A 12,044-nucleotide genomic window follows, 5' to 3' on the forward strand; every position below is an offset into this window, starting at 1 on the left:
CGGGGGCGTGGTCCACGGCGGACAGGCTAGCTCACCCCATCGAAACTCCCGTTCGGTCCACACCCCTCAAGATCGGAACGACAACAGCCTCTAACGGCCACTGCGCGGACGGCGACTACTGGAACACGCCCGTCATGGAGAACAGCGGGCCGGCTCAGGCATGCTTCGGCAAACTCGCCTGCGCCAAGGCCCTCCGCTTCCTCCTCACCAGCGATGACGTCGAGCAGGCCAAGCACATCGCCGCCACCTACTGCCTGGCCAACTTCAACGCATGCATGAAGGACGCCAAGGCGTACGAGCGCGGCAAGCTGATCGAGAGCTTCGTGGGAGCCCTGATCACTGGCGGCGTGGGCATCAAGGGTTCCAAGGGAGTCGCCGGAGACTGCAACTGCTTCCTTGCAGGGACCGACGTCCTCATGGCCGAAGGCAAGACCAAGGACATCGAGGACATCAAGGTCGGCGACAAAGTGGTGGCCACCGACCCCGAAACAGGCGAGACCGGGCTCCGTGAAGTCACGCACCTCATCGTCACCGACAGCGACAAGCACTTCAACGAACTCTCCCTCGCCACGGAGGAGGGAACGGAAAGTCTGACTGCGACCTACGAGCACCCCTTCTGGTCGCCCTCCCAGCAGCGCTGGATCGAAGCCGCCGACCTTACGGCCGGCATGACGCTGCGCACCGACGACGGTAGCAACGTCACCGTGACGGCGAACAGGCCGTTCACCCGGCACGTTCGCACCTACAACCTCACGGTCGAAGATCTGCACTCGTACTATGTGCTGGCGGGGGACACGCCGGTCCTCGTGCATAACAGTGGTCCCGGATGCGGATCTGCGTGGATTGATTCGAACAGCGTTCCCCACCACTTCAAGCACGCTGAAGACTTCGGAATCATGGGGAAGGAAAGCAAGGCAACCAAGCAAGCGTTCGTTGACGCGATAGGGGACTTCGTGAAGCACCCTGGGAACGTTCAGATCGCGGGAACCTATCGGGGAACTCCGGCTCGGCATTATGTGGATCTGAATTCAGGGCGGCATGTCTCCGTCGATCTCGATAGTGGAAAGATGCTAGGCGCCTGGAAGTCCGATCCAGGATCAGACCAGTTCTGGTACCTGACGATGCACGGGAAGTTGTGATGGCCAAGCTAGAGCCGTTCCTGGTGCTTGCCTCTGCGGTCGCAGAGGGAAGGCTGTCGGCGGTTGATTTTTCGACGGTATGCCTTCCCCTGTACAAGCACTATTCGGGATCGTATCCGTCGCCCGACCATTATCGGTTGGCCACTGACCTGTTTTATCTGGCGCATGATCACTATGCGGGTGAGGGTGATCCAATCCCGGGCACGCTCAGTGATGCTCAGGTGCAAGCGGGGGCGGCAGAAATTGCGCAGCGGATGCGTTCACTTCTGCGCTGACGCGTGTTCGAACCAAGGGCCTTCGGCGCACGAGAAGGCGGGCCTGCGCGAGACTCAAAATGAGTCTCTTCGAGGCGCAGGCCCGCCTTGACGGCAGTAGCTGACGGCAACGTCAGCGGACGGAGACTTCGCAAAGGGGTGGTTCGTCGCCGTCGTCGGGCTCGCCGGTGATCTCGGCGGGGTTGCGGAGGGCGTTAGCAAGAAGGTCGATGGCGTCGCGTTGGAGGCGGAGCCGGACGTGGGCGTACACCGTCGCGGTCACGCCGATGTGGGCGTGGCCCAACAGTTCCTTGATCACGACGAGTTCCACACCCTGCTCCAGGAGGGTCGCCGCCGAGTGGCGGAGGTCGTGGAACCGGATGCGGCGGATCCTGGCCCGGTGGAGCAGGGCGGTGAAGTGCCGGGTAAGAGTGGCCCCTTCGATCGGGGCACCGTTGGGTCGGGTGAAGACGTAGCCGCTGTCCTGCCAGTTTTTGCCCGCTGCTTCGCGTTCCTGGATCTGCCGGTTGCGGTGCTGTTCGAGGGAGCGCAGGCACGGCGTCGGCAAGGCGATCCTGCGTTCGGAGCTCTGGGTCTTGGTCGGGAGGGCGGTCAGGCCGCCGGAGTTGGTGCGCTGGAGAGTGCGGCGGATGCTCGCAGTTCCGCCGGCCAGGTCGAGGTCTTCCCAGCGCAGGCCGAGGAGTTCGCCCTTGCGGAGCCCGGTGTGCAGGGCGAGTTCGAACAGCGGCTGCAACCGGTGACCGCTGGTGGCGGCCAGGAATGCGCGGGCTTCGTTGGCGGTGAGGGGTTCGAAGCGGCGGGGTCTGGGTGTGCCGGTGCGGACGTTGCGGGCGACGTTGCGCGGGATCTCCTCCTCGCGCACGGCGTGCTCCAGGGCGGACTTGAGCACGGAGTGGACGTAGGTCAGGGTCAGGGGCGAGAGCCGCTTGGAGCAGCACTTTCCAGCGGCGCAGCAGACGGGCTGGTCGCGGCCCGCATCGATACCGCGGGTGCAGCACTGGCAGGTGGTGCGGAGCTGGTTGAGCCAGGTGCGGACGTCCTTGGCGGTGAGCTTGGCGAGTTTTTTCCTTCCGAGGCCGGGGATGAGGTAGAGCCGGGTGACGGCGGTGTAGCGGGTGTGAGTGTTCTCGCGGAGCTGGTGGAAGGCGACGTTGTCCAGCCAGTACGTCAGGTACGCGGCCAGGCTGCCCTGCGCGGAGGGTGCGGGGACGCCGCGGTTGCTGGCGGCGATCTTTTCGGTGAGCTTGGCGAGGGCGTCCTTGCGGGTGGTGCCGTAGACGCGGACGCGCTTGCGGGTGTTGCCGGGGGCGAGGACGTATCCGGCGGCCTCCCAGCGGCTGTCCTTGCGCTGGTAGACGGTTCCGTCGCCGTTGGCGCGGACGCGGCGGGAGGCGGGGGTGTCTCGGGGCGTGGTCATCAGGCGGCTTCCTGGTCGAGGCGGGTGCGGATGAAGTCGGCGAGGGCGTGGGTGGGGATGCGGCGGGCGCGGCCGAGGGTGATCGAGGAGAGCTGGCCGGTACGGAGGAGGTCGTAGACGGCGGAGCGGCCGAGCTGGAGTCGGGTCATCACCTGGGGCACCGTGAGCAGATCCACCGCCGGTGCCGCCTCTGCGTGGAGGACGGTGGGCGGGGGCGAGGCCATCAGCAGCTCCCTTCGGCGATGAACTGTCGTTCCAGTTCTTTGCGATGCCAGACATCGGCGGCGAGGAGGGCCGCGCCGGGGCTGTAGCCCGAGCCGAGGTAGTCCCAGCGACCGACGACGAGTGTGGTCGTCGGGTCGGACTCGGGCAGGCCGGCATGGGTTCGGGCCTGTTCGGTGCGCCAGATGCGGCGGGCGTCGCGCAGCGCGCCGAGAGTGGTGGAGTAGCTGCGGGACTTGGTGGAGAAGTGGCCCCGGAAGCCGAGCATGTGGGCCCACTTCCAGAGCTTCAGATCGGCGAACTCGGGCAGCTTGCCCAGCTCCCAGCAGGTGCGGATCATCTGCCGCACGTGCCGGGCGACGGCCAGGCGGGGCAGCGGGCGGGCCTGCCCGCTGCCGTCGCACGCGGTGCAGGGGATCGGGGTGCCGTGGGGCAGGAGGGTGGCGCCGCGTCCCTGGCAGGGGCGGCAGAACAGTGCGCGGTCCAGGGTGCCGGAGGCGTCGGCGGACTTGGTGGCGTACTTCGCCACGTAGGCGGCCACCGCCTGATCGCTGAGTTCGGCGTCGGTGCCGAAGGCCGCGATCTCGCGTACGTCGAGTTGTTCGCCCCAGGCGAGTTCGCGTTCCCCGATCGCGTCTGAAGTGACCGTGATGCGGACCCGGGCGGCGGCGGCGCGGATGGCGTTGGTGAGTACGGCGACGGTGGCATACGGCGGCGGGGACGTGGTGTTGCCGTCCGGGCCGTCGAGCCGGATGACGGCGTGGAAGTGGACCAGGCCGCGCTGCTGGTATTCGGCGACCTTGGCGAAGGAGACCCGCAGGACCGCGTGGGCGGCCTTCTGGGTCATGCCGAGTCGGGCGGCGAGTTCCCGGCGCAGGTAGGTGGTGAAGCGGGCCCACAGGGCGGAGGCATGGGCGTTGAACAGGACCGCGCCCTCGTAGTCGTACGTCTGCGGGTTCAGCGGCGTCCCGAGCAGGGCGTCGTCAGGTTCGTGGAGCTTGCGGCAGCGGCAGGGCCGGATGTCGCCGCCGGGGGTGGTGGGGCGGTTGTGGACGGGGCCGAAGGACGGCGGGGTGAGGGTGGCGAAGACGCGGGGGTGGGTGCGGACGGTGTCGGGGACGGTCTTGCCGCCGGAGAGGCCGGCGCGGATGAGGTGGTAGGTGTCGGCGGCGTAGAGGCGGGAGCAGGCCGGGCAGCGGGAGGCGCGGCGGTTGCCGCACGTGGTGAGCAGGCTGCCAGTGGGCTCCTCGGACGTGGTGTAGGAGCGCAGTACCTCGCCGGTCGTGGTGTCGACGGTGGTGGTGTGGCCGGTCAGGCGGACGGGTTCGGTGCAGCCGCCGAGGTGTTCGATCTGCTGCTGTGTGCGGTTGAAGTCGGGGTGGTTGACGAGGTGGAGCAGGTCCCGCACGGCGGGGCTTGCCACGTGGCGCAGGTCCAGGGTGACCATTCGGGGCGTGTCCCTTCTGTTCGGGTGGGTGGCCCCGAGCAGCAACCAGCCGGATCTGTGGGCGTGTTGGGGCTGCTCGGGGCATGGCGAACCAGGCCCAAGTGCGGGCGTTGATTTCAGGGAGAGGTGATCCGGCTGGTTGCCGGGGTGGCTCAGAGCTGAGCGAGGGCGGCGGTGGCCACCGGCAGGGCGACGCCCATGCGGGTTGCGAGCTGGGCGGCGGTGACTGGCGTTCCGTGCTCGGCGTGGTGGGTGTCCGCGATGCGCCGGGCCGCATTCAGCAGTGCGGCGGGCAGGGCCGGGCGGGAGCCGGTGGCAGGCGCCTTGTTGATGGCGGGGGCGGAGTCGGGCACCTCGATCACGGCAGGCACTTCGGCCGAAGGTGGCGTAGGTGTCGCGGCGGGGGCCGGCTCAGGGGCCGGGGCCGGGGCCGCGGCCTCGGGAGCCGGCGCCGTGGTGAGCGCTGGCTCAGCGATGGGGGCGGGTGTGACGGTTGTGGTCGTTTCCTCCTGGCGGGTGGTGTGGAAGTGGGCGAGGAAGGCGGGGCCGACGTGGCCCCAGCCCAGGAGTAGAAGCGGGGCGACGGTGTCCAGGCAGGCGCGGCCGTAGCGTCCGGTCAGCAAGGGTTCGGCGGTGTTCAGGGCGAGGGTGAGTAGTCCGCACAGGTGCAGCAGGCGGGTGCCGGCCTTCAGCTCCGCCTTGGGGACACCGCGCAGGGTCAGAAACCTGAGCGCGACCAGGAGGCCGACGACGGACAGGTCCACCATGGGTGCGATCAGTGGGGCGATCGGGCGCGGGACGCCGAGCCGCAGGGCCAGCGCCCAGACGTTGCCGAAGGAGAAGACGAAGGCCAGGATCGCGATCACGGCCATCACCATTGTCACGGTGCGCCGGGTGAACCGTTCCTCCGCCATATCCTCAACCTCCTCTCAAGGCGTGGGGTCAGGACGTTCAGGGCTTGGACAGAGGGACGGCCGGGCCGTCGTCGTCGCCGGGGTTCGTGTGGCCGGTGGTATCGAGGAGGGCGTCCAGGCACAGGGCGGGGTCGGCGGTCAGGTGGGAGGTGGCTTCCGCGACGCGGGCGGCGTCGGCGTCGGAGACGTAGGGGGTGCGGATGCGGGTGTAGCCGGGGCGGCCCTGCATGGCCATCACCGCGACGCCGACGTAGGCGGGGTCCTGCAAGGTGACCGGGCTGGCGTCGGGCCAGTTGCGGATGTCGTCACCGAGTGCGGCCACCGCGGCTTCCACGGTCTTCTGTGCGAAGGACAGCCCGATGGGGCACACGTCTCGGATGAAGGTCGCGATGGCATCCCCGGTGGTCTTCTGGCTGATCAGGATGGTCAGGATGCCGACGCTGCGGCCCTTCTTGACCAGGTCCTCCACCAGCCGGGCGTTCTCCGCCGTCAGCGCGGCCAAACGTTTCGTCTCGGCGTCGCTGCCCTTGTACTCGCGGAAGAACGTGTGCGCCTCGTCGATGAGCACCACCGTGAGCGGCCACACTCGGGAGGGGCCGACGTGCCACATGTTCTTCACACCCAGCACGTCACGGATCACCGACGACCGCCGCCGACGCAGCTGAACCAGGCGCTTGAACAGAGCGTTCGCCTCGTCCAGGTCGTCACCGCAGAACGCGAACATCCGCTTGAACAGGTCCGCGTAGTCGCCTTCCTCGGCCCGCGACACCTTCCCGTCGAAGCCCACGATCTGCACGGCCGCCGACGGCGCGAGGTCACAGACGAACCTGTTCACCGCCGAGGTCTTGCCCGCGCCAGGCGTGCCGGCCACGGTCACCCCCGGCACATTCGCCAAGGACACGCACACGGGCGCCGCGTACTCGTCCACCCCCAGCTCCCAGCGCGACACCTCCTCCAGCGGGCGGCCGGTGGGACGGTGCTCGGTCGGCGTGGTCAACGGGTCGGAGCGCACGCCACGGATCACCACCCGGCCGGGGCCGTCCGGCAGGACGGAGACCCGCGTGCACCGCCAGGCGTCCGCCAGGAACCGTGCCGCCTTCTGGTACTCCTCCAGCCCGACCTGCGGCAGCGTCCGGGCCCGCACGATCACTCCGAACCGGTCGGGCTTGACCTTGATCCTGGGAGTCAGCACCCGAGGCGCGGGGGCAGGGCCGTCCTTCTGCGCGGTGATCTGCGCGAGCAGGCCCGGCGTCTTGTCGGTGACCGTCAGTCCGGCCATCCGCGCAAGGCGCACCCAGCCCAAGCGCACCCGCACGGCCTGCCGCATGCTGACCCGCGTGCCCCGGTCGGCGCGGATGTAGCGCGCGACGCTCCAGCACGGCCAGACGCCTACCAGCACGGCCACGACCAGCAGTACCTGCGGTGCGTGATCGGTCAGGTTCTCCATGTCAGTCCCCTTCGGTTGCGCGTATCAGGTGCAGCACGTCGGCCAGATCGAGCCCGGCCGCATTCGCCGGGGTCAGGCCGAGCCGGGCGAGTACTGCGCCGGAAGCGGAGAACGTGGCCTTGCCCTTAGTGCCCGGCAGGGGCCGCAGCACATGCAGCGCACGCTGCGGCCCCTGGCTGTCGGGGCCAGTCACTGAGCGGCCTCCGCCGTCACCAGCTCCAGGCGGGTGGCGCGGTAGGCGACGCCGTCCGAGAGCTGCCCGTTGAAGATCCGCGCCCACGGGGTCGCGAACAGCTCCACCGGCCGCACCATCACGCCCGGCTTCAGCCCCGTCGCCAGGCCCGTCTCCGGAACCGTGATCTTCAGGACCTCGGCCCGGCCGTCCTCCATGAGCATCACGGTCACCGTGTACAGCGACGCACCGGTCTCCCGGTCGGTGGCGACCTCCCCGGTCTGCTGGTCCTTGATCTTCAGCACCGGCTCGGTGCCCGCGATGCACACCGCCGACGGCAGCAGGGCAACACGGATTCGAGACATGGCCATGCCATCACATCCTCATCGTTCGAGATGGAGCCGCTTGATCGACTCGACGATGACCATAGCGCTACGGCGATACGGATGCAACGCACGCATAGGTGGGACGGTCGATAAGGGCGGTGGTGCGGGCGTGTGCGGCAGGCGCTACGGACGCTACGGTTGGCCCATGACCCTGCCCCTGGACGACGACCCGCGGCCCCCCTACCTCCAGGCCGCCGAAGTGCTGCGGGCCGCCATCCTGAGCGGCGAGCTTCGGCCCGGTGAGCGCCTGCCGTCGGCGCGCGATCTCCAAGAGCGGTTCGGCGTCGCCAGCTCCACCGTCCAAAACGCCCTGCGCGTCCTGAGGCAGGAAGGGCTCGTCTACTCCGTCCTCGGCCGGGGCAGCTACGTCAGCCTGCCCCTCGACCAACAGGACACCGAAGAAAAGGAAGGCGACGAAGGCGCGGCAGGAGACGGTCCCTTCCCTACTGGGTGGCGTTCGGCCCGCGTAGAGGACAACCGCCCCCCCTTCGTCCGGACCGCGGACACCCTGCGCGAAGAGATCAAGGAAGGACTCTTCCCGCCGGGCAGCAAGCTGCCCTCCGCTCGTGAGTTGCAAGAGCGGTTCACCATCGCCAACTCCACCGCGCAGAACGCCCTTCGTCTCCTCAAGAGCGAGGGGCTGATCTACGCCGTCAAGGGACGCGGCGTCTTCGTCCGCACCGCCCCGACACCCGGCAAGAACTACAGCTCTAAGGTCGTCCAGCACCTCCAGCGCGAGGAGGTCGAACGCCAGGCCCGTAGGACCGCCGGCGAGTTCGCGCACCTCTCCGACGCCGAGCTCAAAGCGCTTGCCGACCAAATCCATGACGAGCTCAACCAGGCCCGCACGGCGTACCAAGCAGCGGTTGAGAAAGGTCGGAAGATCAATAGCGAACTGGCCCACCGTGGCCAACTCGCGCCACCGCTCCACGACGATCCCGCAGCCGCTCGCAAGGAACTCGAAGACAGACTCGCCGGCGCGAAGAAGCGCCGCCAGCAGGGCCCCTGACGACCAGGCTGACAGCTCGGCCAGGGGGTGAGCTGTTCAGAGTTTCTTTACTTGATCGAGAGACTACGAGCCGTCATGGCGGCGGGAGGCTGGACGTACGCGACCCTCGCCCAGGAGGTGGAGGTCGACCCCAAGTCGGTCGAGCGCTGGGTGAACCTCGGGCGTATCCCACGTCGTGCCACAGCCCTCCAGGCGGCCAAAGCCCTGGGAGAAGACGTGCACGCACTCTGGCCGGCACTCCGCCAAGCCCGCCCCGCCCGCGCCATCAGCCCCGAACTGGTCGCGCTCTACGAGCAGCGGGCCGACATCCCCGCCTCGACGTTCACCGACCTGATGGCCCAGGCCCGGGAACGGATCGACATCCTTGTCTACGCGGCAGTCTTTCTCCACGAGGCGTACCCGCGACTGAACGAACTCCTCACCGAACGCGCCGCCGAAGGCTGCACCGTCCGCATCGCGATCGGGGACCCCGACAGCGACACCGTCCAAGCCCGCGGCCAGGAAGAGCGGTTCGGACACGGCATCGAATCCCGCTGTCGCCTCGCGCTCATGCATTACAGGCCCCTCGCCGGCACCCCCGGCATCGAAGTCCGCACCCACGAAACCACGCTCTACAACTCCCTCTACCGCGCCGACGACCAGCAACTCGTCAACGCACACGTCTGGGGCGTCAACGCCTACGCAGCCCCCGTATGGCATCTTCGCCGACACGAGGCAGGCGGCATGTTCGACACCTACGCCGAGAGCTTCGACGCCGTGTGGACGACAGCAACCCCCGTACGAGAGGAAGGCTGACCGTGGCCCGCACCGAGTACTACGACGACCCGAACGCGCCCAAGCCGAACAGCATGGTCGTCGCCGCATCCGCCGTCGTCACCGACGACCACGGCCGCATCCTCCTCCAGCGCCGCCGCGACAACGACCTGTGGGCCCTGCCCGGAGGCGGAATGGACCTCACCGACTCCCTGCCAGGCACGGCCGTCCGCGAGGTCAAGGAAGAAACCGGCCTCGACGTAGAGATCACCGGCCTGGTCGGCACCTACACCGACCCGAAACACATCATCGCCTACACCGACGGCGAGGTCCGCCGCCAGTTCAACGTCTGCTTCAACGCCCGCATCACCGGCGGTCAGTTGGCTATCTCCGACGAGTCCACCGAACTCCGGTTCGTGCCGCCGGAAGAGATCGAGCAGTTGCCGATGCACCACACCCAACGGCTCAGGATCCAGCACTTCCTGGAACACCGCGAGAAGCCGTACCTGGGCTGAACTGTCTGACGGCAGTAGCTGACGGCAACAACCCCGCACAACCACGGACACCCACGCACGTCGCCGGACCAGCAAACTGGGTTTGACCAGCGAAAAAGCAGGTTGAGGGGCTCGCGTAGCACACGTACTATGTGCTGGCGGGCACTACGCCGGTGCTTGTTCACAACAGCGGCTGTGGTGTGAGTGATCTCAGAGCTGCTGTCGGCAAGGGAGCATCCCGCGACTACCAGATGTCTGTTGCAGGGATGATTGAAGTTCGCCTGCGTGGTGGAGGTGAAAAAATTTGGGCTGATGGCGTCTCTGGGACCTCGATTATTGACGCAAAGTTCGTCAGTAGTAAGTCAAGTCCATTCATTCCGCCAGGCATCAAGAACGCGAAGGTGCAAGGGTTCATTGATAGGGATATCGCAAATGAGATGCGGCGTTACGCGGCCGTGATCGGGGACAGTGCAAATCACTACACCAATCTGAGAATCATTACGAACAACAGTGCTGCGGTGCCGTACTTCGAAGGAATGATGGCGAAGTATGGTGTGCCCGGTAGTGTTTCAGTGGTGCCTTGAGGTCGGAGGAGTGAGGAGGAAGCGTGACTTACCTCGTGTTCGCAAGCCGAGAAGATGTCGACTGGCAAGTCGAGCAGAGAGAGATGGCCGAGATTCTCTCGCAAGAATGGTCTGACGCCGAAATCCAGGATCAAACCCATGCGGATGAGGAGGTCGAAGGGCGTGGCTTTCGATGGATCTCCCATATTCGCGGTCATGAGGTCGAAGCGTGGCTCAATAAAGAGGGGACATGCCTCTACATTGATGGCGATCTCGATGCGGCAGCAGAACTGGCTTCCTGGTTCCGAAGGCGCATGCCTAGCGAAGTTGAGTTCGCCATGTGTGACGATGTCTATTCGTTTCAAGTAGACGTCGAATATGGCGCCTCAGCTCGCGAGATTGCGGCATCCATCCCAGATTGATTCTGCGGTCCAGCCTGCGGCTACCCTCGTCGATCATTCTGTTTGGGGCTTCAAATGCACGCCGCGAATTTGAAGCCCCAACAGGCGAATGCTTCCGTTCTAGTGGTCGTCGCACCCCTCAGCGGTGCTCGTGCACAACAGTGGGCCCGGATGTGGCACGAACAGTATCTCGGAGGACAGGCTTCCGCATCACTGCATGAGGAAGGACGACCAGGGAATCATGCACGCCGAGGAGTCGTGATCGGGTCCTACAAAAAGGCGAACGGAAAGAGGTTCATCCAGAAACGAGGAGTTGGTGAAGAACCCGGGAACGCGCATGACCGAGGGTGCCTACCGGAAAATGCCGGCCATCCACTTCGTGGACGACTCGGGGCTGCACGCCTCCTTCGCCGCGAGCGGTCCGAACGTCGGAGAGTACCTCGGAGGATGGCGGTCCCAAGGTGAGCAGTTGAGGCACCTGCGCGAGAATGGAGTTCTGTGAAGATTGAGCTCACGGCCGACCAGGCGCTCGTCCTGTCTGATTGGCTGGATCGTGTCATGCACCAGAAGGAGTTTGTGGCGGTCGTCGACGATCGTGCTGTCTGGTCTCCGCTGTTCAGCATCAGCGGGTCACTGGAAACGCAGCTGTCGGCGATCTTCGAAGCCTCCTACGGTGAGCAACTGGAAGCGGCCCGGCAGCGGTTGATCGGTGAATTGGGCGACTTCGGCGAGATGCCCAATGACGACTCGGCCTAGCCCCGCCAGTCGCCAGCCGTCAGTCGCTCCTAAAATCTGAAATGTCGGACTTGATGGGCAAGGTCTGCCGCCGCAACACTTTGCGGCGGCAGACATCCTTCGGACCCGATGCTTTCGGTCTGCAGAGCCACTCATGATCGGCCCTCTGAGGCTCCCGCTCATTGACCGGAGCGAACCTCGCCTGCCTTGTGTGCATCCCAGAAGCCAGGCGGCCGTCGAACAGTGATCGCGCTGAGCACTCTCATCCGGCTAGTTCTCTTCTGAAAGCAATGGGCGGCAAGGAAGAGTATGAACTTCAGGCAATGGTGCCCCGCATTCGGCCCTGCTGGAACCTGTGGATGCCCGACAACTGCTGCGTGCAGGCGTTGAGGTGCAGCGATGATGGCCTGGGGTGGCCAACGGGTGGCCGGACGCCTTTGGATAGTGCAGCACGAGGTGCCAGCATCAAGTACGACGCGCACGCTCTGATCAGGCACAACAGCATCCCGCGGCATCATCCGTCATCAGGCGGCACGATCACTTGTGGCCTCGTAATGCGTAGGTCTCGGGTTCGAAGGTTGCGTCCAGAGAAGTGGTGTACGGGTTCGACCTGATCCGGGGGTTTGCTCCGGCATCGGGATGGTGCCCGCATAGTTGAACGGCCACCGGC

15 protein-coding genes are annotated in these 12,044 nt (G+C 66.4%); 8 read left to right on the forward strand and 7 right to left on the reverse strand.

All coding sequences use genetic code 11. From position 1 onward, the window contains the following. A partial coding sequence (locus ACFU95_RS49885) for a polymorphic toxin-type HINT domain-containing protein (RefSeq protein WP_383844236.1) occupies positions 1 to 1,139 on the forward strand: 1,139 nt, incomplete at its 5' end. Continuing rightward, positions 1,139 to 1,414, forward strand: coding sequence for a hypothetical protein (locus tag ACFU95_RS49890; RefSeq protein ID WP_383844239.1), 276 nt, complete (start codon positions 1,139 to 1,141; stop codon positions 1,412 to 1,414). The genes ACFU95_RS49885 and ACFU95_RS49890, both read left to right, overlap by 1 nt. A 112-nt stretch (positions 1,415 to 1,526) precedes the next feature. Here ACFU95_RS49890 and ACFU95_RS49895 read toward each other — a convergent pair whose 3' ends face one another. From ACFU95_RS49895 to ACFU95_RS49925, 7 genes are all read right to left on the reverse strand, one after another. Then, the gene (locus ACFU95_RS49895; protein WP_383844242.1) at positions 1,527 to 2,831 is read right to left on the reverse strand and encodes a tyrosine-type recombinase/integrase; all 1,305 of its coding nucleotides are present in this window, start codon (positions 2,829 to 2,831) and stop codon (positions 1,527 to 1,529) included. Continuing rightward, the gene (locus ACFU95_RS49900) at positions 2,831 to 3,055 is read right to left on the reverse strand and encodes a helix-turn-helix domain-containing protein (protein ID WP_383844245.1); all 225 of its coding nucleotides are present in this window, start codon (positions 3,053 to 3,055) and stop codon (positions 2,831 to 2,833) included. The genes ACFU95_RS49895 and ACFU95_RS49900 overlap by 1 nt, the downstream gene beginning before the upstream one ends. After that, positions 3,055 to 4,500, reverse strand: coding sequence for a replication initiator (locus ACFU95_RS49905; protein WP_383844248.1), 1,446 nt, complete (start codon positions 4,498 to 4,500; stop codon positions 3,055 to 3,057). The genes ACFU95_RS49900 and ACFU95_RS49905 overlap by 1 nt, the downstream gene beginning before the upstream one ends. Before the next feature lie 152 nt (positions 4,501 to 4,652). After that, a complete protein-coding gene (locus ACFU95_RS49910; RefSeq protein ID WP_383844252.1) occupies positions 4,653 to 5,414 on the reverse strand; it encodes a DUF2637 domain-containing protein in 762 nt (253 codons plus the stop codon). A gap of 37 nt (positions 5,415 to 5,451) precedes the next feature. After that, on the reverse strand, positions 5,452 to 6,861 hold the full coding sequence (locus ACFU95_RS49915) for an FtsK/SpoIIIE domain-containing protein (RefSeq protein WP_383844255.1): 1,410 nt from the start codon (positions 6,859 to 6,861) through the stop codon (positions 5,452 to 5,454). 1 nt (position 6,862) lies between these two features. After that, positions 6,863 to 7,054 carry a hypothetical protein gene (locus ACFU95_RS49920; RefSeq protein WP_383844258.1) on the reverse strand — a complete coding sequence of 64 codons (192 nt, stop codon included), beginning with the start codon at positions 7,052 to 7,054 and terminating at the stop codon, positions 6,863 to 6,865. After that, positions 7,051 to 7,404, reverse strand: a complete 354-nt coding sequence (locus tag ACFU95_RS49925) for a hypothetical protein (RefSeq protein ID WP_383844261.1) — start codon at positions 7,402 to 7,404, stop codon at positions 7,051 to 7,053. The genes ACFU95_RS49920 and ACFU95_RS49925 overlap by 4 nt, the downstream gene beginning before the upstream one ends. Positions 7,405 to 7,564: 160 nt before the next feature. On the opposite strand from ACFU95_RS49925, the gene ACFU95_RS49930 reads away from it, so the two are divergent. The 6 genes from ACFU95_RS49930 to ACFU95_RS49955 all read left to right on the forward strand — a co-directional run bounded on the left by ACFU95_RS49930 (position 7,565) and on the right by ACFU95_RS49955 (position 11,395). Continuing rightward, on the forward strand, positions 7,565 to 8,428 hold the full coding sequence (locus ACFU95_RS49930; protein ID WP_383844264.1) for a GntR family transcriptional regulator: 864 nt from the start codon (positions 7,565 to 7,567) through the stop codon (positions 8,426 to 8,428). Positions 8,429 to 8,503: 75 nt separating this feature from the next. Beyond that, positions 8,504 to 9,223, forward strand: a complete 720-nt coding sequence (locus ACFU95_RS49935) for an XRE family transcriptional regulator (protein ID WP_383844279.1) — start codon at positions 8,504 to 8,506, stop codon at positions 9,221 to 9,223. A gap of 2 nt (positions 9,224 to 9,225) precedes the next feature. Then, complete coding sequence (locus ACFU95_RS49940) at positions 9,226 to 9,696, forward strand: NUDIX domain-containing protein (protein ID WP_383844267.1); 471 nt, start codon at positions 9,226 to 9,228, stop codon at positions 9,694 to 9,696. A 131-nt stretch (positions 9,697 to 9,827) separates the two neighbouring features. After that, on the forward strand, positions 9,828 to 10,259 hold the full coding sequence (locus ACFU95_RS49945; protein ID WP_383844270.1) for a restriction endonuclease fold toxin-2 domain-containing protein: 432 nt from the start codon (positions 9,828 to 9,830) through the stop codon (positions 10,257 to 10,259). 23 nt (positions 10,260 to 10,282) lie between these two features. Next, positions 10,283 to 10,660 (forward strand): hypothetical protein, encoded by a 378-nt coding sequence (locus ACFU95_RS49950; protein ID WP_383844273.1) that lies wholly within the window; start codon positions 10,283 to 10,285, stop codon positions 10,658 to 10,660. 477 nt (positions 10,661 to 11,137) lie between these two features. Then, complete coding sequence (locus ACFU95_RS49955) at positions 11,138 to 11,395, forward strand: hypothetical protein (protein ID WP_383844276.1); 258 nt, start codon at positions 11,138 to 11,140, stop codon at positions 11,393 to 11,395. Positions 11,396 to 12,044 lie beyond the last annotated feature (649 nt).

The organism is Streptomyces sp. NPDC057623 (assembly GCF_042800355.1).
Lineage (GTDB): Bacteria > Actinomycetota > Actinomycetes > Streptomycetales > Streptomycetaceae > Streptomyces.